Below are 19,794 nucleotides of genomic sequence, written 5' to 3' on the forward strand. Positions count from 1 at the left end.
ATGGCCGAAACCTGGACGTCGAGGCACCGCAGCGCCGATCTGCGCACCTGCCACGGATCGGTCAGTCGCGCTCGGCGAACTCCCGGCGCAGGTCACTGGTCTTGGCGATGTATTTGTGCCACACGAGCAGGGCCGGCGGGAAGGCCAGTTCCACGACCATCAGGATGATCATGGTGTAGTGCGGGGTACCGGAGAACGCCCAGGAGAGTACGCGGCCGATGCCGCCGATGAACACCATCAGGCAGACGAGCCAGAGCATGTTGGCCCACTGGAACTTCACGGCGATGGTGATGAAGGCAGCACCGACGCCGATCATCATGGCCGAGAAGAAGCGGAACTGGCTCTCGAGCGTGGGGTTCACCACGGCGACTTCCGTATCCGGCAGACCGTCGGAACCGAGGATCAGGTAATAGGCGCCGAATGCCGCGAGGACGAGCCCGACCAGGATGACGACGGTGCGGAAGACGCTCCAGTCATTACCCTTGTCACTGCCCTTGGCCTTGTCACCGCCTTTTTCCGTACTGCCCTTGCCTCGGTCGCTGCTTCTTCCCCTGTCGCTGCCCGCGGATCCGCTCACGCGCTGCACGGTGACCTTGCCCGTCGTCGTACCACGAGCCGGACCGCCGGAGCCGGTGACCACCGGGGAACCCTGGGCCGGGCCGGGCCGCTCGGGTTCGGGTGGCAGGGGCCGCGAGGGAACGGACGCACCCGCGCTGCCGCCCGTCTCCTGGCTCGCCGGTCGGCGGGGGGTGGCGGGATCGTCGTTCTCGGGGCTGGTACTGGTCATGTCGCTCCAAAGGTGCCGGATGGTCGGTGTTCTAGCGTCATACTCTCACGCGCCCGTGCAGCGCTGAAGGCCCTGACCAGGTCTTCACGGTACAGTCCGCTCCGGTCTGTTCCGGCGCAGCCAGATCAGGCCCAGGACGGGCAGGACCAGGGGCACGAAACCGTACCCGCGGCCGAACGCGGACCAGACCGTCTCACTGGGGAAGGCCCGGGCGTCGAAGATGCTCAGGACCCCGACCGTGATGACGCCCACGAGTTCGAGGGTCACGGCGGCGAAGGACACCCGGTAGGCGCGGACTCCGGGACGGGCGAGGGAGATCGTGGCCACGATGTACACGAGCGCAGCGACGGCCGACAGCAGGTAGGCCAGCGGTGCCTCGGTGAACTTGGTCGCGATCTGGAAGCCCGCCCGCGCAGTGGTTGCGAGGGCGAAGATCCCGTAGACGGCGATCAGCAGCCGCCCAGGACCTCTCGCGCGGGTCGATCGTTGCCCGTCGGAACCGGCCGGCACTGCTCCTGCCCGGTCCGCCGGTCCGCCTCGTCCGCCACTCATAGACCAGCCTCCCCCGCCCAGATCTGCTCCATCCGGAAGAGCATGACGAACACCGTGATCCCCGCGGCAGCGAGCACGATGTTGCTCCAGCGGCTCTTGTCGAGAATGGCCCACCAGAACGCTGCGACAGGTACCAGGAGGGCCGTCAGCAGATAGCCCCAGAATTCCCACGCCTCCCCGAGGACGGGTTCGCCGGTCACCTGTCGCACGACGGCGCCGACGGCGTAGGCCAGCAGGAACAGCTCCACCGCGGCCGTCGACAGGATCGTGACGTCGTTGGGGGGCTGGCGCAGCAGTGCGGCTCCGAGGCAGAGGACCGCGGCCATGGCGCAGACGAGGACGCCGACGACGAAGAACGGATCGATCACGCCTGGCCCCCACCGGGAGCGAAGACCAGGACGCTTCGTGCGGTATCGGCACGATTCTCCAGCAGGGCCACGAGCGTGCCGTCGGGAGCGAAGGCCGCCACGTGGCCCTGGTCCTCGCCGGGTCGGATCCTGCGTCCGTGGGAGACGTCGTCCGCCTCCGCGCTGGAGAGCTCCCGCACGGGGAACAGCGCCCGTCCGGCGTCGTCGAGCGCGAGGACGTCCAGCGACTCCGCGAGCTGGTCGAGTGTGCGGGCCTGCTCGATGGAGTACGGACCCACCTGCGTGCGACGCAGGGCTGTCAGGTGTCCGCCCACGCCCAGTGAGGCACCGAGATCGCGTGCCAGGGCACGGACATAGGTGCCCGCGCTGCACTCGACGGTGACCTCGATGTCCTGGAGCCGTCCGTTGTTGACGCGGTGGATCGCATGGACCTCGAAGCGGTGCACCGTCACGGGACGCGGGGGGAGGTCGACCTCCTGACCCGAGCGGACGCGCGCGTAGGACCTCTCCCCCTTGACCTTGATGGCGCTGACGCTGCTCGGCACCTGCTGGATCTCGCCCGTCAGGGCGGCGACTCCGGCGGCGATGTCCTCCTCGGTCACGGCAGCGGCGATGCTGCCGCCGGTGACCTCGCCCTCGGCGTCGTCCGTGACGGTGGACTGTCCCAGTCGGATCGTGGCGGTATAGGTCTTGGACGTACCGACGATGTACGTCAGCAGGCGGGTCGCGCGGTTGATGCCGATCACCAGCACACCCGTCGCCATGGGATCGAGCGTGCCCGCGTGCCCCACCTTCCGGGTGCCGGCCAGGCGGCGCAGGCGACCGACCACGTCATGGCTGGTCCAGCCCTGCGGCTTGTCCACGATGATCAGCCCAGAGTGGACCTGCCCGGAATTCACGCCTCCCAGTATATGGTCCGCGGCCCTCGTTCCCTGCGCCGCATCATCCCCGTCGACGGGTGGAGGAGGCCCGGCCGCGATAGCATCTCGGCTATGCCCTCCACTCCTGCGCATGTGGCCAATGTTCCCGTCAACCAGATCCGCGAGATCACGCAGGCCGCCTGGGCCGTACCCGGCGCGATCGTCCTGAGCATCGGTGAGCCAGCCTTCCCTGTGGCGCCCCACGTGCTCGAGGCTGGTATGGCCGCTCTCGAACGGGACGACACGAACTACACGCCCAATGCCGGGATCGCGGAGGTGAGGGCCGCGTTCGCCCAGCGCTTCTCGCAGCTGTCGGGTGTCGCGGCGGACCCCCACCGAGCCTATGTGGTCGCGGGCGCGCAGCAGGGGCTGCATCTGGCGCTGAGCACGCTCATCGCCCCGGGCGACGAGGTACTCATCCCGGATCCCGGGTACCCCACCTTCGCCATGACGGTCGGGCTGCTGGGCGGGGTGCCCGTGCCCTACCCGCTGGCGCCGCAGCACGGCTTCCAGCCCCGTATCGAGGACCTGCGCCGGCTCGTCACCGCGCGGACCAGGGTGCTGATGCTCAATTCACCCTCGAATCCCCTCGGCTCGGTGTTCGATCACGACCTCACCCGGGACCTCGTCCGCTTCGCCCATGAGCAGGACCTGTGGATCATCTCCGACGAGTGCTACGAGGCGTTCACCTACGACGTCCCGCACGTCAGCCCCGCCCGGTTCGACGCCGGCGGTCCCGAAGCAGTCCAGGGAGCAGCTGCTGCGCGGGTCATCACATCCCTGACGCTGTCCAAGACCTACGGGCTGACGGGTCTGCGGATCGGTGCCCTCATCACGCCCCCGGGGATGGAAGCCCTCCTGGACAACGTCATGGAAGCCTCGGTGTCCTGTGTCTCGGCGACCTCGCAGTACGCGGGACTGGCTGCCCTGCGCGGACCCCAGGACTACGTCTCCACGGCGCTCGCCCACTACCGCCTCAACCGGGACGCGGCGACGGCGGTCCTCGACGCGCAGGGTATCGACTACCTCGACGCGAAGGGGGCGTTCTACCTCTGGGCCGATCTCTCCCATGCCACCGGCGGCGACGTCCGCGCCTGGACGAGGAACTTCCTCGCCGAGCGCGGCGTCGCCCTCGCACCCGGCACCGCTTTCGGCGCCATGGGCGAGGGCTGGGTGCGGATCGCGCTGTGCGGCGACACCGACGAACTCGTCGAGGGACTCTCGCGGTTGCCCGCTGCGCCGGGGCGAGCCGTGAACCCGGTGTCGCGCTAACGCTCCTCGTCAGCGCTGCGGTACGGGTCGGCGTCGCCGGCGAAGTTCGCGTCCTGGGCGATCTCGGCCACTTCCGCATCACGCTCCCGCGCCTTCTTCAGGAGCTCCTCGAGGTGACTGGCATTGACCGGCACCTCGTCGGGAACGAACTCGAGGGTCGGCGTCAGGCGGGCCGTGATGTTCCTGCCGACCTCGGAGCGAAGCACACCGCGCGCCGATTCGAGCGCCACCCGGGTGGCCTGCTGCTCGGCGGAATCGCCGAGAACCGTGTAGTAGAGCGTTGCGTGCTGAAGATCGTTGGTCACGCGGGCATCGGTGATGGTCACGGCTTCGAGCCGCGGATCCTTCACACGACGTCGCAGTGCTTCGGCGACGATGACTTTGATGCGCTGCGCGAGTCGCGCGGCGCGAGCCGGATCTGCCATTACTCGTACTCCTCCTGAGGCGGGGAACCCCTGGGAGGGGTTCGGGCTGTCGAACGGGAACAGGCGCCCCGAGGATCCGGGGCGCCTGTTCTCATCGGGACACTAGACGCGGGGCTTCTCCCGCATCTCGAAGGTCTCGATGGTGTCGCCTTCCTTGACGTCGTTGAACGAGCCCAGGCCGATACCGCACTCGAAGTCCGTGCGGACCTCGGTGACGTCGTCCTTGAAGCGCTTGAGCGAGTCCACGGAGAGGTTGTCCCCGACGACCTTGCCGTCGCGCAGCACCCGAGCCCTCGTGTTCCGCCGGATCACACCGGATCGAACGATCGACCCGGCGATGTTCCCGACCTTCGAGGAACGGAACACCTCGCGTACCTCTGCGGTACCGAGCTGCACCTCCTCGTACTCCGGCTTGAGCATGCCCTTGAGCGCCAGTTCGATATCGTCGATCGCCGCGTAGATGACCGAGTAGAAGCGCATGTCCACGCCCTCGCGGTCGGCGAGGTCCGCCACGCGCTCGGCCGGCTTCACGTTGAAACCGATGATGATCGCATTGTCCACGGTGGCCAGGTTGACGTCGTTCTGCGTGATCGCTCCGACCCCGCGGTGGATGACGCGCAGCTGCACGCCCTCTCCCACGTCGATCTTGAGCAGCGAGTCCTCGAGCGCCTCGACGGCACCCGAGACGTCACCCTTGAGGATGAGATTGAGCGTGTCGACCTTGCCGTCGGCGACCGCCTGGTCGAAGTCCTCGAGGCTGATGCGCTTGCGGCGCTTCGCGAGGGCCGCATTGCGGTCCGCCGCCTCGCGCTTCTCCGCGATCTGACGGGCAGTGCGCTCGTCATCCGTCACGAAGAACGTATCCCCTGCGCGTGGCACGTTGGACAGACCGAGCACCTGGACCGGACGCGAGGGCTCCGCCGTCGTGACGGTGTCGCCGTTCTCGTCGAACATGGCACGCACCCGGCCGTGAGCCGTACCGGCGACGATCGTGTCCCCGACGTTCAGCGTTCCCGACTGCACCAGCACGGTGGCAACGGCTCCCCGACCGCGGTCGAGGTTGGCCTCGATCGCGATGCCGCGGGCGTCCTTGTTCGGATTCGCCCGCATGTCCAGGGCTGCATCGGCTGTCAGCAGGACCGCTTCGAGGAGCTCGTCGATCCCCATTCCCTGCAGCGCGGAGACGTGCACGAACATCGTGTCGCCGCCGTACTCCTCGGGAACCAGACCGTACTCGGTGAGCTGGCCCTTGACCTTGTCCGGGTTCGCGCCCTCCTTGTCCATCTTGTTGACGGCGACGACGATCGGCACGTTCGCCGCCTGCGCGTGGTTGAGCGCCTCGACGGTCTGCGGCATCACGCCGTCGTCGGCAGCCACCACGAGCACCGCGATGTCGGTCACCTTCGCACCACGGGCACGCATGGCCGTGAACGCCTCGTGGCCCGGGGTGTCGATGAAGGTGATGGCGCGCGTGGTGTCCTCGTGGACGTGCTGGATCTGGTAGGCACCGATGTGCTGGGTGATGCCTCCGTGCTCGCCCTCGACGACCTTGGTGTTCCGCACGGCGTCGAGCAGTCGTGTCTTACCGTGGTCCACGTGGCCCATGACGGTCACGACGGGCGGACGTGCCTCGAGCTGCTCGTCACCCTCGGCGTCGAGCTCGGCATCGAAATCGATGTCGAAGCTGCTCAGCAGTTCACGCTCCTCGTCCTCGGGCGAGACCACCTGGATCTTGTACCCGAGTTCGGTGCCGAGGACCTCGAACGTGTCCTCGTCCAGCGACTGGGTAGCCGTGGCCATCTCACCGAGGTGGAACAGCACCGTCACCAGCGCAGCCGGGTTCGCCTCGATCTTGTCGGCGAAATCGGTGATCGACGAGCCACGGCGCAACCGTACGGTCGAGTTGCCGTCCCCGCGGGGTACGCTCACGCCGCCCAGCGACGGAGCCGACATCTGCTCCAGTTCCTGCCGCTTCGCCCGCTTCGACTTGCGCTGCTTGCCACGACCGGCTCCACCCTTGCCGAAGGCGCCGGCGGTACCGCCGCGTCCGCGGCCGCCCTTGCCGAAGCCGCCACCGGCCGGTGCGCCGCTCGGACTGTTCGGAGCCCCGCCTGGTCCGCGCCGTGGGCCGGCTCCTGCACCCGGTGCTCCACGGCCCGGTGCTGCCGGGCGCTCGGTGCGATTGGGCATCATGCCGGGAGTGGGTCGCGATCCCGGGGTTCCGGGGCGTGGTGCGCCGGGCCTCGGTGCTGCGGGACGCGGACCACCCGCGCCTGCTGCGGGACGGGGTCCACCCGCGCCGGCCGCAGGACGCTGCTGGGCGTCGTCTCGGCGGCCCGGGCGGGGCATGCCCTGGGACGGAGCGAAGGGATTGTTCCCCGGACGTGGCGGACGCTCGGATCCCCGGTCGGCGCCGCGATCGGTGTCGCCGCGACGGGACCCCATGCCCTGGGACGGAGCGAAGGGATTGTTCCCCGGACGCGGAGCCCCCGGGCGTGCGCCCGAAGGACGAGTGGTGCCTGCCGAGGGTGCTGCCGGAGGCGTGGCCGGACGAGGCCCGGGCCGGTTGTCCGAACCCTGCTCGGTCTGCTGGGCGGGCGCAGGAGCATCCTGGGCGGGAGCCTCAGCTGCCGGTGCCTCGCTCGAGAAGGGCGAGGGCCGCACCGGGGCCGGCGTCGGGGGCGCCTCCGGTGTGGACGGTGCGGTTGGTGCTGCCGGTGCCGGGACGGGTGCCTCCGGGGCGGGCTTCGTTGCACCGGGCTTGGGTCCCGACGGCGCCGGGGCCGCCTGGCGGACCGGGGATGCCGTGGATGCCTTCGCCACGGCGTCGGGGAATGCGCCGCGAAGCTTCTTCACGACGGGGGCCTCGATGGTGGATGAGGCGGAACGGACGAATTCGCCCAGTTCCTGCAGTTTCGCAACTGCGTCTTTCGAGGTTATACCGAGCTCTTTCGCGAGTTCGTGTACGCGGACCTTGGCCACATTTCTCCTGTCTCGGTCCGCACCGAGTCAGGCACGAACCATCTATTTCCTGCTGCTGCGACCGATCGGCAGAGCGATCGGCGCCTCGAATGCAGAGCGCAACGGATTGATCATCGTTGCGCACTCATCGCTGGGTGCTCATCGAATTTCCATGAGGGTAATGACCCGCTTCCAGGGAGGACGGTGGTGAGTCGGAGCGTGCGTGTCGACGCTCCAGATATGCCCGGAAGTCCACTGCGAACTGCGCAGTGTCCACCGGCCTGCGGAAGGCTCTGTTGAAAGCTCTCCGTCTGACGGCCAGGTCCAGGCACGCCGGGTCGGGATGCAGCCATGCACCCCGTCCGGACAGTCGGCGCCGCTCGTCGATCACGGCGACGCTCAGTTCGCCGACCGGACGTGCAACGACCCGAATCACGTGTGACCGGCGGTCCCGCCGACGGCACCCTACGCACGTGCGTAGCGGATGGGTGCTCCGGTGGTGCCCGGGATCTTCCGGGCGTGACGCGACATCAGTCCCTTTCATTCTACCCCTTGCGCGCTCTGGTCACCGACCCGGCGGCACGCGTCAGGCCCTGGCTTCCTGTGCGGGCTTCGCGGCGTCGGAGACGATGTCGATCCGCCAGCCGGTCAGCTTCGCGGCCAGCCGCGCATTCTGCCCCTCCTTGCCGATGGCCAGCGAGAGCTGGTAGTCGGGAACGACGACGCGCGCCGACCTCGTCGCCTCGTCCGTGATGGTCACCGAGTTGACCCTCGACGGCGACAGGGCACTGGCGATGAACGCCGCGGCGTCGTCGTTGTAGTCGACGATGTCGATCTTCTCGTCGTTCAGCTCACTCATGACGGCGCGGACCCGGCCACCCATCTCACCGATGCACGCACCTTTGGCGTTGACGCCCGGGATGGTGGCCCGCACCGCCATCTTGGTGCGATGCCCGGCCTCACGGGCGAGGGCGACGATCTCCACGGTCCCGTCGGCGATCTCCGGCACCTCGAGTTCGAAGAGCTTCCGGACGAGCCCGGGGTGGGAGCGGGAGAGCGTGATGGACGGACCCTTCAGTCCGCGGTGCACGTCGACGACGAAGGCCCGCAACCGCGTCCCGTGCAGGTACTTCTCCCCGGGCACCTGCTCCGGTGGCGGCAGGACGGCCTCCACCGTGCCCAGATTGACCTGCACCATGTGGGGATTGTTGCCCTGCTGGATCATCCCGGCGACGATCTCGCCTTCCTTGCCGCGGAACTCCCCCAGGATGTTCTCGTCCTCGGCGTCGCGCAGTCGCTGCAGGATGACCTGCCGCGCGGTGCTCGAGGCGATCCGGCCGAAGCCGCTGGGCGTGTCGTCGAACTCACCCACGCTCTCGCCGTTCTCGTCGGTCTCGACAGCCCAGATGACGACGTGCCCGTTCCTGCGGTCGAGCTCCGCGCGCGCTTTCTCGTGTGCTCCCGGTGTGCGGTGGTAGGCGATGAGCAGGGCCTGCTCGATCGTGGGGATCAGCCGGTCCAGCGGGATCTCCCGCTCGCGCTCGAGGGATCGCAGTGCGCTCATGTCAATGTCCATGTGGGTCTCCTTGACCGCGGTGTCCGTCTCCGGCGTTCTCCGGGTCCGTCCCGTCGGCGTCATCGTGGTGGTCGTGCTGCTCGTCCTGGGCGTGCGCGAACTCGACCTGGACGACCCCCTTGCTGATCCTGCTGAAATCGAGGGTGAGCGGCTCGCCCTGCTTCGGCTTCGTGCCCTTCCTGACCGGCAGCTGCGGGAGGAGCCGCACTCCGGCGTCGGTGACGTTCTCCAGGCGGCCGAGGACAACGTCCCCGCCGACCTGCTTCACCTCGATCATTCGCCCCACGTTCCGGCGCCAGTGCCGAGGCTCGGTGAGGGGGCGGGAAACACCGGGAGAAGAGATCTCCAGGCTGTACGGGCGGTCGTCGTTCTCCGGATCCTCGTCCATCACCACGGAGAGATCGGTGGAGATGGCAGAGATCACATCGAGCCCCATGCTTCCCGTGGCATCCTCGGGCAGGTCGACCACCACGTGGACGGTGCGGTGGGAACCGGCCTGCTTGATGTCCACATCCTCGAGATAGAGGTGGTGCTGGTCGACGACGGGCTGCAACCTGGTGCGCAACCGCTCTGCTTCGGCCCGGAGTTCGGCTTCGAGGGTGGATCTGCGGAGCGAAGCCTGGTGTTCGTTCCCGGACCGGACTGCCATGGCTGCCTCCCACTCGATGATGTTGTCCTCCAAGAGTACCGACATTCCCGGGCACCGGGTGTTGCGGGAGCCCCGGACGGACCAACCGTGGGAGCATCGGAAACTGTGATCGGACGTGGGTGGAACGACGGGAATCGGCTGGATCGTGGTCCGGTCCGCTGGATGGTCCGGCTCGCTGCGGGCTTCGTGCTGGTGCTCGTCGTGCTCGGTCTCGGCATGGGGGCACCCGGAGAACCGCGATCGGTCTCCTCCGCCGCCGAACAGGCACAGCAGGACGCCGAAGGACGCTTCCGGGCACTCGCGGCACAGGTCCGAGGGGCCGCTGTGGACGATCCCTCCACCGCGGATCTGCTAGGGGCTCTGGCCACCGATCTGGATGTCCAGGCCGACGCCGTGGCGTTGCCTTGGCCGGCAGCAGATGGAGCGGCTCCTGCTGCGGCGACCGGAGTTCCCGGCGGGTCTCCGCCGGCCGGAGCCGCGCCCGCCGACGCGCAGAGCGTGCTGGTGAGGCTGCGGGACAGCGCCGAGCAGAGCCTGCGGGACGCGGTGACCGCCGAGCCCGGCCCCGCCCGGGTCCTCGCAGCAGCGGGAGCCAACCAGTGGCGCCACGCGGTGCTGCTCGGCGAGGCCCTCGACGTCGACCCCGGTCTGCCGTCGGTCGAGGCGGCAGTGATCACCGGCTTCGATCGGATCAGCGCGCCCCGGTCCGCTCCGGCCGGCGAGGACTGCACCGGCACGGAGCAGGCCTCCGACGCCGAGCGGCTGGCACTGGAGAGCGCCCGCCTGGCCGAGGAGGAGGCCCGCTACGGCTACGAGGTCGCCGCTGCGCTGATGGGCGACCCGGCCCCCGCGCTCGCCCGTGCCCGTCTCCACGGGGACCTGGCGAACGCGGCAGCTCGGCGGCTGGGCGCACTGTGCGTGCCGGTCGCGGCGGCACCACCCGCCTACGCGATCGACGCCGCGTTCCGCGCCGACCCCGCAGCTGCTCTGCGTGAACTGGAACAGGATGGTGCCGAGCTCTATGCCGGGCTGGTGTCCACCGTCGGTCCGGGGGGAAGGGGCTGGATCGTCGCTTCGTTCAACGCAGCGACCCAGCGCAGTCTCGCTGCAGGAACTCCCCTGGACGCCCTGCCCGGATTGCGGGTCGACGTGCCGTGAGATCGGTCAGGCCAGGAGCGGTTCGATGTTCTCGATCCAGACGTCGTAGCCGAGTTTGACGATCAGCGCACCGACGACGGCGAGGAACACGATCCGCACGAAGGTGCTGCCCCTGCTGACCGCCATCCGCGAGCCCAGATAGCCGCCGGCCATGTTCGCGGCGCCCAGCAGGAGGCCGAGACCCCAGAGGATGGAGCCGTTGGGCAGGAAGAACATGAGGGCACCGAAATTGGTCGCCATGTTCACGATCTTCGCCTTCGCACTGGCGCCGAGGAAGTCGTAGCCGAGCAGCGTGACCATCGCGATGATCAGGAAGGATCCGGTGCCGGGTCCGATCAGACCGTCGTAGAAGCCGATCACCAGACCGATGGCCGCGGCCGTCCCGTAGTGCCGGGCTCCCCGGTGCTTGAGCCTGGTCAGGGTCCCGACGGAAGGCTTCAGTGCGGTGAAGACCGCGACGGCCACGAGTGCGACGACGATCACGGGCTTGAAGACCGACGACGGGAGAGATGCGGCGAGGATCGCCCCGCCGAAACTCCCGACGAGGGCTATCCCCGCCATGGGCAGGGCGGTACGCAGATCCGGATGCACGCGGCGGTAGTAGGTGACGGCGCTCGTGGTGGTCCCGAAGATGGAGCCCAGCTTGTTCGTCGCCAGCGCCTGTACCGGGCTGATGCCCGGCACGAGCAGGAGCGCCGGCAGTTGCAGCAGTCCCCCGCCCCCGACGACGGCGTCCACCCAGCCCGCCGAGAATCCGGCGACGAGGACCAGCAGGATCGTGGCGAGGTGGATCTCCTCGAGCCCGGAGACCACGATCGTCCTAGTGGGCCGTGAGGGCCCGCAGGTGGGCCGCGGCGTCCTCGACCGCCACGTTCCCGGTCTCGCCCGTCCGACGGTCCCTGATCTCGATGACCCCCTCGGCGAGCCCGCGGCCGACGACGACGATGGTGGGCACACCGATGAGTTCGGCGTCGCCGAACTTGACGCCGGGCGAGACCTTGGGCCGGTCGTCGTAGAGCACCGTGAGACCTGCGGCCTCGAGCTCCGCCGCGAGCTTCTCCGCCGCCTCGTACACGTCGGTGCCCTTGCCCGTGGCCACGAGGTGCACGTCGGCGGGCGCCACGTTGCGCGGCCAGATGATTCCGCGGTCGTCGTGGTTGGACTCCGCCAGGGCTGCGATGGCCCGGGTGACGCCGACGCCGTAGGAGCCCATGGTGACCGTGGTGAGCTTGCCGTTGCGGTCGAGGACCTTCAGCCCGAGTGCCTCCGCGTACTTGCGTCCGAGCTGGAAGATGTGCCCCATCTCGATGCCGCGTGCGGCGACGAGCGGCCCGGAGCCGTCGGGGGCTTCGTCGCCCTCGCGGACCTCGACCGCCTCGATGGTGCCGTCCCAGCCGAAGTCGCGCCCCGCGACCAGACCGAAGACGTGCTGCCCGGGTGCGTTGGCGCCCGTGATCCAGCTGGTGCCGCTGACCACGCGCGGGTCCACCAGATAGCGCAGACCCGTGCCGGCGTCGACGCCGAGCACGGGATCCTCGAGCGAGAGCCCGGGCCCGATGTAGCCCTTGACGAGTCCGGGATGCTTCGCCAGGTCCGCCTCGGTGGCCGTCTCCACGGCTACTTCGCCACCGGTTCCCAGGTGCCCGGCGATGGTCGCCTCGATGCGCTTGAGATCCACGGCGCGGTCCCCCGGAACGCCGACGACGACGATCTCCCGCTCCCCCGTGGGAAGCACGGCTGCCAGGACCACGTTCTTCAGGGTGTCGGTCGCGGTCCAGGCGCGATCCTCGCGCGGAACCGCGCTGTTCGCGTGATCCACGAGCGTCTCGATGGTCGGGGTGTCCGGTGTGTCGCGGACTTCCGCAGGTGGCAGTCCCGTGACATCGATGTCCGCGGGCACGACCGTGGTGACGGCCTCGACGTTCGCGGTGTATCCGCCGGCGGAGCGGACGAAGGTGTCCTCACCGATCGGCGTGGGGTGCAGGAACTCCTCGCTCCGGGATCCGCCCATGGCACCCGCCGTCGCCGTCACCGGGATGGCCTCGAGACCGAGGCGCTCGAAGATCCGCACGTAGGCGGCGCGGTGGAGCTCGTAGCTCGCCTCCAGCGATTCGTCGTCGATGTCGAAGGAGTAGGAGTCCTTCATGATGAACTCACGACCACGCAGCAGGCCCGCACGGGGGCGTGCCTCGTCGCGGTACTTGGTCTGGATCTGGTACAGCCGGACCGGGAGGTCCTTGTAAGAGGTGTAGAGATCCTTCACGAGCAGCGTGAACATCTCCTCGTGCGTGGGCGCCAGCAGGTAGTCGGCGTCCTTGCGGTCCTTGAGGCGGAAGATGCCTTCGCCGTACTCGGTCCAGCGGTTCGTCGCCTCGTAGGGTTCCCTGGGCAGCAGCGCCGGGAAATGGACCTCCTGCGCGCCGATCGCCTGCATCTCCTCGCGGATGATGGTCTCCACCCGCGCCAGGACCCTCAGTCCCAGCGGCAGCCAGCTGTAGATGCCCGGGGCAGCGCGGCGGATGTAGCCCGCGCGCACCAGGAGACGGTGACTGGCGACCTCGGCGTCGGCGGGATCCTCACGCAGTGTGCGCAGGAAGAGGGTCGAGAGTCGTAAGACCACGCGGGTGTCCATTCGTCCGTATCGGGTTCTGCCAATCCTGTCTCCCGCCGAGCGGCGGGAGACAGCAGCTACCAATCTAGCGGTCGCCGTCGTCGTCCTCAGAACAGGATGGTCGCGAACGTGTCCAGCTGCTCGAAGCCCACACGCCGGTAGGCAGCGATGGCGCGGGCATTGTAGGAGTTCACGTACAGGCTCACGGTGGGTGCCAGCGAGCGGGCAGCGACGACGACGCCAGCCATGTACGGGGCGCTCAGCCCCTTGCCGCGGTGCTCCGGATTCACCCAGACGCCCTGCACCTGGACCACCTGCGAGGACACCGTTCCGAGCTCGGCCTTGAACACGACCTCGCCGTTCTCCCCGGTCGCCACGAGGGAGTGTCCCTTGCCGATGAGCGAGGCCACGCGGCGCCGGTAGTGCTCGGAGCCGCCGATGAACGGCGAGTAGCCCACCTCCTCCTCGAACATGGCGGCGCAGGCCGGCAGGAGCAGATCGAGTTCGTCCGGGCGCGTGAGGCGCAGGTCCGGTGCCGGGGTGATCAGCGGATCCGTGTCCATCGCCAGGAGCGGCTGGGCGGGCCGGACGTCGAAGGGTTCGCCGCTGTAGTCCTCGAGCGTGGACCAGAGATCCATCACGGCCTCGGAGGGCCCGAAGATCGACGAGAACGTGCGCCCCGACCGGCCGAGATGGTCGCCGAAGATGGCGCCGGTCTCGTCGGTCACCCCGATGGGGACGAGGTTCACGCCCGCCCAGCACGCCGCGCGCAACACGCCGAGCCGGAACATCCCGACGATCTCCGCACCGGCGGACGACGGCGCGGCCGTCCCCGTCGCCTCGAGATGGGCGGCGATGAACACATTGGCCACCGGGTCCGCGTTCACGATGGTCCACAGGTCCTGCGTATCGGCCGCTCCCAGGACACGGAAGGACCAGGGCCCTTCCGGATCGGCTTCAGGATCAGCTAACGGTAACCATGGGGCCACCCTGGCCAGCATTCTCGCCATCAGCCTCTCCCATTTCCTCTGCGAGCCGCATCGCTTCCTCGATCAACGTCTCCACGATCTGGTCCTCGGAGACGGTCTTGATGACCTCTCCCTTGACGAAGATCTGACCCTTGCCGTTGCCGGAGGCGACGCCGAGATCGGCCTCGCGGGCCTCGCCGGGTCCGTTGACCACGCATCCCATCACGGCCACGCGCAACGGCACCTCCAGGCCCTCGAGTCCGGCCGTGACCTCCTCCGCGAGGGTGTACACGTCCACCTGCGCGCGTCCGCAGGACGGGCAGGAGACGATCTCGAGCTTGCGGGGGCGCAGATTCAGCGACTGCAGGATCTGGTTGCCCACCTTGATCTCCTCGACCGGCGGGGCCGAGAGCGAGACGCGGATGGTGTCGCCGATGCCCTGCGAGAGCAGGGCGCCGAAGGCCGTGGCCGACTTGATGGTGCCCTGGAAGGCCGGTCCCGCCTCGGTCACGCCGAGATGCAGGGGCCAGTCACCGCGTTCGGCCAGGAGTTCGTACGCGCGCACCATGACGACCGGATCATTGTGCTTCACCGAGATCTTGAAGTCGTGGAAGTCGTGCTCCTCGAACAGCGAGGCCTCCCACACCGCGGACTCCACCAGAGCCTCCGGGGTGGCCTTGCCGTACTTCTGCATGAGACGCGGGTCCAGGGAGCCGGCATTCACGCCGATGCGGATCGAGGTACCGGCGGCCTTCGCTGCGGCGGCGATCTCCTTGACCTGGTCGTCGAACCTGCGGATGTTCCCGGGATTCACCCGGACTGCAGCGCAGCCGGCGTCGATCGCTGCGAAGACGTACTTGGGCTGGAAGTGGATGTCGGCGATCACCGGGATCTGGGACTTCTTCGCGATGATCGGCAGTGCCGCCGCGTCGTCGGCCGTCGGGCACGCGACGCGCACGATGTCGCAGCCGGTGGCCGTCAGTTCGGCGATCTGCTGCAGGGTCGCGTTGATGTCCGTCGTCTGCGTGGTCGTCATCGACTGGATGCTGATCGGTGAATCCGAACCGACTCCCACCGAGCCGACCTTGATCTGTCGGGTCTTGCGCCTGGGTGCGAGAACCGGTGGTGGTGCTGCTGGCATTCCTAGATTGACCGAGGTCAAGACATCCTCCATGCTGGCGACCGTGGCCGCGGATCCGACGATTTTCCTCTACTCATTATCCACCCGGCTCCCCCTCGCGGGCGCCGCCGCGACCTGGCTCACACGTGGTCCTTGAACACACCGATGATGGGATTCCAGGCGGCGGTCTTGACGGCGGAGATCACGCCCTCGCGCGCAAAGGGATCCTGCGCCAGGACGCTGTTGAGCTCGGCCTCCGACCCGGACGCGACAACCAGGAGCGCGCCGCTCCCATCGACGAACGGCCCGGAGGCCAGAACCACGCCCTGCTCCACGAGCTGCTCGAGCCACCCCCTGTGCTCGGGGCGATGCTCTGCGCGGAGATCCTCCTGCTCGGGGTCGTACACGTACTCGACGGCGAAGATACTCATGATCCTCACCCTACGTGACTCCCAGCAGGTAGCTCCTGACGATCGTGGTCACCCCTGCGGCCCACAGCAGGGAGGCCAGGGTACCGATGATGAAGCGCTCCGACGCCGCCGGGGACTGGCTGAGTTCGGGGTAGCGGCCCAGGGCCTTGACCGCGACCACGTAGGCGATCGCCACGGGTTGTCCGCTGAGGATGGCGACGCTGACGGCGAGCCGCTCGAGGACACCGATGACCAGGCCGCCCCTCAGCACTCCGGGCGGGACCATGCTCACCTCGATGGTCGGTGGTTCCGGCGGCGGAGCCGGCATGTCCAGCTGCGGCTGGTCCGCCGGCTCGGGTGGCTCGTCCCGGCGGCGCTGTGCCGTGTCCACGGATCGGGCCAGGCGCAGCACGAGGATGGTCACCGGGGAGCCGAGGGCACCCGAGGCCAGCAGCGCCAGCACGATCCACAGTGCGTCCATCACCCCTCCTGATCTCCCTGCTGAAGTACCTGCTCCCTGTCTACCGCACCGCACCCCCTTCAACTGCACCCTTCGGTCTCGCCGAGACTGCAGTTATGACCACCGCACCGCCGTCGGGCGGTCATATCTGCGGTCTCGGCCGGTCAGCTCCGTTGCGGTTCCGCCCCGGCGTCCGCCCAGGCCAGCAACCGCGCGACGGCGGGGCGCACGGCGAGCTCCTCCTGCCAGGCCGCCCGCGCTGCGGCCTTGCTCACGGCCTGCGGGCTGATGCCGAGCGTGCGCGCGACGGCGGTCTGCGTGCCCCGGGTGGCCGGCTGCAGCAGATCGAGGATGCGCCATTCCGCCTCGGAGCGACCCATGACGTGGCGGCCGAGCAGTGCGAGCACTCCTTCGGCCTCGGCGGAACCGTCGGGTCCCTCCACGGCCAGGGGCGCCCGGTCCCCCGTCTTCTTGGCGCGCTCGACGGCGCTGCGGGCTGCGACGAAGGCGGATCCGCGGCCCTCGCGGGGAGAGGCGGGAAAGGGTCGCTCCACGACGCCGATCCCCACGCCCACGTACCAGCCACCGGAGCGCAGGCAGCTCAGGACGGCGTCGACGACGTCGTACGCGTCCGCGACGACGCCCTGCGCCTCGTCCCCGACCGAGCGTTCCCACGCGATGACGGTCGGAACGGGCGCCAGGAGCGCGAGCAGCTCGGGGATGCGGTCCGCTGTGGAGCGGCTGCCCTCCTGGTCGATGGTGAGTACGAACATATATCAACCATATTCGGTTGAATTGCGATTTACAACCAATCAGCCGAAGAGATCCACCGGTTTCACGATGTCGGCGTAGATCAACAGCACACCCATCCCCATGAACAGGATGGCCACGGCATAGGTGAGCGGCAGGAGCTTCGCCATGTCGAACGGTCCGGGATCCGGGCGCTTGAGGACCCGGGCGACGCTGCGCCGCAGTCCCTCCCAGAGAGCGCCGGCCACGTGCCCGCCGTCGAGCGGCAGCAGCGGGATCAGATTGAAGACGAACAGGGCGAGATTCACCCCCGCCACCAGCCCGACGAGCGTCGCGGCCCGGGAGACCACCGGGATCTCCTCCATCGCCGAGATCTCGCCCGCGATGCGACCCACACCCACCACGCTGATGGGCCCTTCGGGGTCGCGCGGGGCGTCCGAGAAGGCGGCCTGGCCCACCTCCACCACGCGCTGCGGCAGGTGCAGCACCACGCCGGCGACGCTGGTGAGGGAGTCGCCGACGGCGGGGAGAACCTCGCTCGCGGGCTGCGGCACCAGCTCCTCGAGGGAGCCGACCCCGATGAAGCCGACCTCCCGCATCACCGGCACGCCGTCGTCGTCGATCAGCGCTGTTCCGTCCTCCGCCGCCACCGGCCGCTCGGTCAGCAGCGGCCGGATCGTGGCGTCGATGCTCAGACCGTCGCGCACATAGGTGATGCCGACGTCGCGACCCGCCGCCTCCCGGATCCACCCGGAGAGCTCGTTCCAATCGGTGACCTCGCGGCCGTCGAAGCTGACGACGCGATCGCCCGGCAGCAGGCCCGCCTCGTAGGCCGGCGCGGCGGGATCCTCGGGCGTGCACTCCGTCTGACCGGTGGCCGCCTGCTGACGTGCCGGGACCACGCACTCGGACACCGAGGAGATGGTGGTGGTGGGCTGGGCGGTACCGAAGCCCATGATGAGGACGGCGAAGAGCACAGTGCCGATCAGCAGATTCATCAGCGGACCACCCAGCATGATGATGATCCGCTTCCAGATCGGCAGCCGGTAGAAGACGCGGTCCTCGTCGCCGGGCTGCAGCTGTTCCGACGCGACCTGCCGTGCGTCGTTGGCCAGCTGCTGGAAGACGCCCGTGCTGGACTGGCGCACCATGTCCGACTCGGAGGTCGGCGGCGGGAACATCCCCACCATCGACACGTAGCCGCCGGCCGGGATCGCCTTGATCCCGTACTCGGTCTCCCCGCGCCACCTCGACCAGAGCGTGGGTCCGAAGCCCACCATGTACTGGGTGACGCGGACCCCGAACAGCTTCGCGGGTACCAGATGACCCACTTCGTGCAGCGCGATCGACACCACGACCCCGACGACGACGGCGAGCACGCCGACGATGAACAACAGAACGGTCACGACTCTTCCTTCTGGCCCTGCGGCCCTGCAGCCGCGTCCTGCGGCCATCTCTCGACACCACAACGGATCCGCGCCCTCGTGCGTGCCCAGCGCTCGGCGTCGAGGACGGCGTCGAGGGTCAGGTCCTCGTTCCGGCCTCCGGGTTCCAGGGCACGCTGGTCGTCGACGACGGCGGCCACCAGGTCCACGATGTCGGTGAAACCGATGATCCCGGCGTGGAAGGCGTCGACGGCCTCCTCGTTCGCGGCGTTGTAGACGGCCATGCGGGTGCCGCCCTCGGCGGCTGCCCGCTTGGCGAGGGCGATCGCGGGGAAGGCGTCCTCGTCCAGGGGCTCGAACTGCCAGCCGGCGGGCCGGGACCAGTCGCAGGGCCTCGCCGCTCCGGGGACACGGAACGGCCAGCCGATCCCGAGGGCGATGGGCAGGCGCATGTCCGGCGGCGAGGCCTGCGCCAGCGTGGACCCGTCCACGAACTGGACCATCGAGTGGACCATGGACTGCGGGTGGACGACGACGTCGATGCGCTCCAGTGGGATGTCGAACAGCAGGTGCGCCTCGACGACCTCGAGGGCCTTGTTGACCATGGAGGCGGAGTTGGTGCTGATGACCCGGCCCATGTCCCAAGTGGGATGCGCGAGCGCCTGCGCCGGGGTGACGTCCTTCAGCTGCGCCCGGGTCATGCCGCGGAAGGGTCCGCCCGAGGCCGTCAGGACCAGCCGGTCCACCTCGTCCGGCGTGCCGCCGCGCAGTGCCTGGGCGATGGCCGAGTGCTCGGAGTCCACGGGGACCAGCTGCCCGGGAGCAGCGGCGGCGCGGACGAGGGCGCCGCCTGCGATCAGTGATTCCTTGTTGGCCAGGGCCAGCAGGTGTCCGGCCGCGAGCGCTGCGAGGGTCGGCTCAAGGCCGATCGATCCGGTGATCCCGTTGAGCACGACGTCGGCGTCGGGCCACGCGGCTATGCGGGCTGCGGCGCTGGGGCCGGTGAAAAGTTCAGGCCGATAGCCGCTGATCCCGGCGGCATCGGCGGCCTTGCCGAGCGCGCTCTCGAGGTCTGTCTCCGAGCCCTGAGCCACCCCGACCGCCGGGGCCCGGACGGCGACGGCCTGCTCTGCGAGGAGGTCCAGCTGGCGTCCACCTGCACTGAGTCCGGCGACGCTGAACCGGTCGGGAGCGGCGGCTATGACGTCGAGTGCCTGCGTGCCGATCGAGCCCGTGGATCCGAGGATCGACACGCGCCGGTGCGCTCGGGTGGGGTTGCTGAAATCCATGTCCTCAGTATCCCGCAGTCCCCCGTGGCTCACGCCTCCGCGGGCCACGGGGCCCGGTGTGGTGGACGCGGTACCAATCCGCCTCCGTCCGTCTGCCCGGAGAATACCGGCGGCAACAGATACGATCCGTGCC

The 19,794-nt window shown here is 69.0% G+C and carries 20 protein-coding genes; 2 read left to right on the forward strand and 18 right to left on the reverse strand.

Features of this window, described 5'->3' with window-relative positions:
- Window positions 1-61 precede the first annotated feature (61 nt).
- The 4 genes from E8P82_RS02500 to truB form a co-directional block, all read right to left on the reverse strand.
- Window positions 62-787, reverse strand: coding sequence for a DUF4345 domain-containing protein (locus tag E8P82_RS02500; RefSeq protein WP_136452927.1), 726 nt, complete (start codon window positions 785-787; stop codon window positions 62-64).
- A gap of 84 nt (window positions 788-871) precedes the next feature.
- Complete coding sequence (locus E8P82_RS02505; RefSeq protein WP_136452928.1) at window positions 872-1,339, reverse strand: hypothetical protein; 468 nt, start codon at window positions 1,337-1,339, stop codon at window positions 872-874.
- Window positions 1,336-1,704: a hypothetical protein gene (locus E8P82_RS02510; protein WP_136453207.1), complete on the reverse strand. Its 369-nt coding sequence runs from the start codon at window positions 1,702-1,704 to the stop codon at window positions 1,336-1,338. The genes E8P82_RS02505 and E8P82_RS02510 overlap by 4 nt, the downstream gene beginning before the upstream one ends.
- Window positions 1,704-2,606 (reverse strand): tRNA pseudouridine(55) synthase TruB, encoded by a 903-nt coding sequence (gene truB / locus E8P82_RS02515; RefSeq protein WP_246020906.1) that lies wholly within the window; start codon window positions 2,604-2,606, stop codon window positions 1,704-1,706. The genes E8P82_RS02510 and truB overlap by 1 nt, the downstream gene beginning before the upstream one ends.
- A gap of 93 nt (window positions 2,607-2,699) precedes the next feature.
- On the opposite strand from truB, the gene E8P82_RS02520 reads away from it, so the two are divergent.
- On the forward strand, window positions 2,700-3,899 hold the full coding sequence (locus E8P82_RS02520; RefSeq protein WP_211096782.1) for a pyridoxal phosphate-dependent aminotransferase: 1,200 nt from the start codon (window positions 2,700-2,702) through the stop codon (window positions 3,897-3,899).
- Here E8P82_RS02520 and rbfA read toward each other — a convergent pair.
- The 5 genes from rbfA to E8P82_RS02545 form a co-directional block, all read right to left on the reverse strand.
- Window positions 3,896-4,324 carry a 30S ribosome-binding factor RbfA gene (gene rbfA, locus E8P82_RS02525; RefSeq protein ID WP_136452930.1) on the reverse strand — a complete coding sequence of 143 codons (429 nt, stop codon included), beginning with the start codon at window positions 4,322-4,324 and terminating at the stop codon, window positions 3,896-3,898. The two genes, E8P82_RS02520 and rbfA, sit on opposite strands and share 4 nt — an antisense overlap.
- A gap of 102 nt (window positions 4,325-4,426) precedes the next feature.
- Window positions 4,427-7,306 carry a translation initiation factor IF-2 gene (infB, locus tag E8P82_RS02530; RefSeq protein ID WP_136452931.1) on the reverse strand — a complete coding sequence of 960 codons (2,880 nt, stop codon included), beginning with the start codon at window positions 7,304-7,306 and terminating at the stop codon, window positions 4,427-4,429.
- Between the two features lie 124 nt (window positions 7,307-7,430).
- Complete coding sequence (locus tag E8P82_RS02535) at window positions 7,431-7,829, reverse strand: YlxR family protein (RefSeq protein WP_136452932.1); 399 nt, start codon at window positions 7,827-7,829, stop codon at window positions 7,431-7,433.
- A gap of 42 nt (window positions 7,830-7,871) precedes the next feature.
- Window positions 7,872-8,861: a transcription termination factor NusA gene (gene nusA, locus E8P82_RS02540; protein WP_136452933.1), complete on the reverse strand. Its 990-nt coding sequence runs from the start codon at window positions 8,859-8,861 to the stop codon at window positions 7,872-7,874.
- Window positions 8,851-9,555, reverse strand: a complete 705-nt coding sequence (locus E8P82_RS02545) for a ribosome maturation factor RimP (RefSeq protein WP_246020907.1) — start codon at window positions 9,553-9,555, stop codon at window positions 8,851-8,853. Before E8P82_RS02545 ends, nusA begins: the two co-directional genes overlap by 11 nt.
- A gap of 42 nt (window positions 9,556-9,597) precedes the next feature.
- Between E8P82_RS02545 and E8P82_RS02550 the strand changes: the two genes are divergently transcribed.
- The gene (locus E8P82_RS02550) at window positions 9,598-10,668 is read left to right on the forward strand and encodes a DUF4439 domain-containing protein (RefSeq protein WP_168796468.1); all 1,071 of its coding nucleotides are present in this window, start codon (window positions 9,598-9,600) and stop codon (window positions 10,666-10,668) included.
- A gap of 6 nt (window positions 10,669-10,674) precedes the next feature.
- Here the strand turns inward: E8P82_RS02550 and E8P82_RS02555 are convergent, their stop codons facing one another.
- The 9 genes from E8P82_RS02555 to dxr form a co-directional block, all read right to left on the reverse strand.
- The gene (locus tag E8P82_RS02555) at window positions 10,675-11,481 is read right to left on the reverse strand and encodes a sulfite exporter TauE/SafE family protein (RefSeq protein WP_136452935.1); all 807 of its coding nucleotides are present in this window, start codon (window positions 11,479-11,481) and stop codon (window positions 10,675-10,677) included.
- 7 nt (window positions 11,482-11,488) lie between these two features.
- Window positions 11,489-13,288: a proline--tRNA ligase gene (locus E8P82_RS02560; protein WP_136452936.1), complete on the reverse strand. Its 1,800-nt coding sequence runs from the start codon at window positions 13,286-13,288 to the stop codon at window positions 11,489-11,491.
- Window positions 13,289-13,386: 98 nt separating this feature from the next.
- The gene (locus E8P82_RS02565) at window positions 13,387-14,289 is read right to left on the reverse strand and encodes a GNAT family N-acetyltransferase (protein WP_342773216.1); all 903 of its coding nucleotides are present in this window, start codon (window positions 14,287-14,289) and stop codon (window positions 13,387-13,389) included.
- Window positions 14,243-15,409, reverse strand: coding sequence for a flavodoxin-dependent (E)-4-hydroxy-3-methylbut-2-enyl-diphosphate synthase (ispG, locus tag E8P82_RS02570; RefSeq protein ID WP_136452937.1), 1,167 nt, complete (start codon window positions 15,407-15,409; stop codon window positions 14,243-14,245). The genes E8P82_RS02565 and ispG overlap by 47 nt, the downstream gene beginning before the upstream one ends.
- A 98-nt stretch (window positions 15,410-15,507) precedes the next feature.
- Complete coding sequence (locus tag E8P82_RS02575) at window positions 15,508-15,798, reverse strand: YciI family protein (RefSeq protein WP_136452938.1); 291 nt, start codon at window positions 15,796-15,798, stop codon at window positions 15,508-15,510.
- Window positions 15,799-15,808: 10 nt separating this feature from the next.
- Window positions 15,809-16,258, reverse strand: a complete 450-nt coding sequence (locus tag E8P82_RS02580; RefSeq protein ID WP_136452939.1) for a hypothetical protein — start codon at window positions 16,256-16,258, stop codon at window positions 15,809-15,811.
- Window positions 16,259-16,401: 143 nt separating this feature from the next.
- On the reverse strand, window positions 16,402-17,010 hold the full coding sequence (locus tag E8P82_RS02585) for a MarR family transcriptional regulator (RefSeq protein ID WP_136452940.1): 609 nt from the start codon (window positions 17,008-17,010) through the stop codon (window positions 16,402-16,404).
- A 39-nt stretch (window positions 17,011-17,049) separates the two neighbouring features.
- A complete protein-coding gene (locus E8P82_RS02590; protein ID WP_136452941.1) occupies window positions 17,050-18,441 on the reverse strand; it encodes a M50 family metallopeptidase in 1,392 nt (463 codons plus the stop codon).
- Window positions 18,390-19,661 carry a 1-deoxy-D-xylulose-5-phosphate reductoisomerase gene (dxr, locus tag E8P82_RS02595; RefSeq protein WP_136452942.1) on the reverse strand — a complete coding sequence of 424 codons (1,272 nt, stop codon included), beginning with the start codon at window positions 19,659-19,661 and terminating at the stop codon, window positions 18,390-18,392. Before dxr ends, E8P82_RS02590 begins: the two co-directional genes overlap by 52 nt.
- Window positions 19,662-19,794 lie beyond the last annotated feature (133 nt).

Origin of the sequence: Arthrobacter echini, assembly GCF_004803505.1 — a bacterium.
Classification (GTDB): domain Bacteria; phylum Actinomycetota; class Actinomycetes; order Actinomycetales; family Micrococcaceae; genus Arthrobacter_D; species Arthrobacter_D echini.

What these genes read in the sequence shown, in the direction of transcription:
- E8P82_RS02500 (WP_136452927.1), bottom strand. Translation starts at nt 787, where the DNA reads ATGACCAGTACCAGCCCCGAGAACGACGATCCCGCCACCCCCCGCCGA.
- E8P82_RS02505 (WP_136452928.1), bottom strand. Translation starts at nt 1,339, where the DNA reads ATGAGTGGCGGACGAGGCGGACCGGCGGACCGGGCAGGAGCAGTGCCG.
- E8P82_RS02520 (WP_211096782.1), top strand. Translation starts at nt 2,700, where the DNA reads ATGCCCTCCACTCCTGCGCATGTGGCCAATGTTCCCGTCAACCAGATC.
- rbfA (WP_136452930.1), bottom strand. Translation starts at nt 4,324, where the DNA reads ATGGCAGATCCGGCTCGCGCCGCGCGACTCGCGCAGCGCATCAAAGTC.
- E8P82_RS02535 (WP_136452932.1), bottom strand. Translation starts at nt 7,829, where the DNA reads ATGAAAGGGACTGATGTCGCGTCACGCCCGGAAGATCCCGGGCACCAC.
- nusA (WP_136452933.1), bottom strand. Translation starts at nt 8,861, where the DNA reads ATGGACATTGACATGAGCGCACTGCGATCCCTCGAGCGCGAGCGGGAG.
- E8P82_RS02545 (WP_246020907.1), bottom strand. Translation starts at nt 9,555, where the DNA reads ATGTCGGTACTCTTGGAGGACAACATCATCGAGTGGGAGGCAGCCATG.
- E8P82_RS02565 (WP_342773216.1), bottom strand. Translation starts at nt 14,289, where the DNA reads ATGGCGAGAATGCTGGCCAGGGTGGCCCCATGGTTACCGTTAGCTGAT.
- E8P82_RS02575 (WP_136452938.1), bottom strand. Translation starts at nt 15,798, where the DNA reads ATGAGTATCTTCGCCGTCGAGTACGTGTACGACCCCGAGCAGGAGGAT.
- E8P82_RS02580 (WP_136452939.1), bottom strand. Translation starts at nt 16,258, where the DNA reads ATGGACGCACTGTGGATCGTGCTGGCGCTGCTGGCCTCGGGTGCCCTC.
- E8P82_RS02585 (WP_136452940.1), bottom strand. Translation starts at nt 17,010, where the DNA reads ATGTTCGTACTCACCATCGACCAGGAGGGCAGCCGCTCCACAGCGGAC.
- E8P82_RS02590 (WP_136452941.1), bottom strand. Translation starts at nt 18,441, where the DNA reads ATGGCCGCAGGACGCGGCTGCAGGGCCGCAGGGCCAGAAGGAAGAGTC.
- dxr (WP_136452942.1), bottom strand. Translation starts at nt 19,661, where the DNA reads ATGGATTTCAGCAACCCCACCCGAGCGCACCGGCGCGTGTCGATCCTC.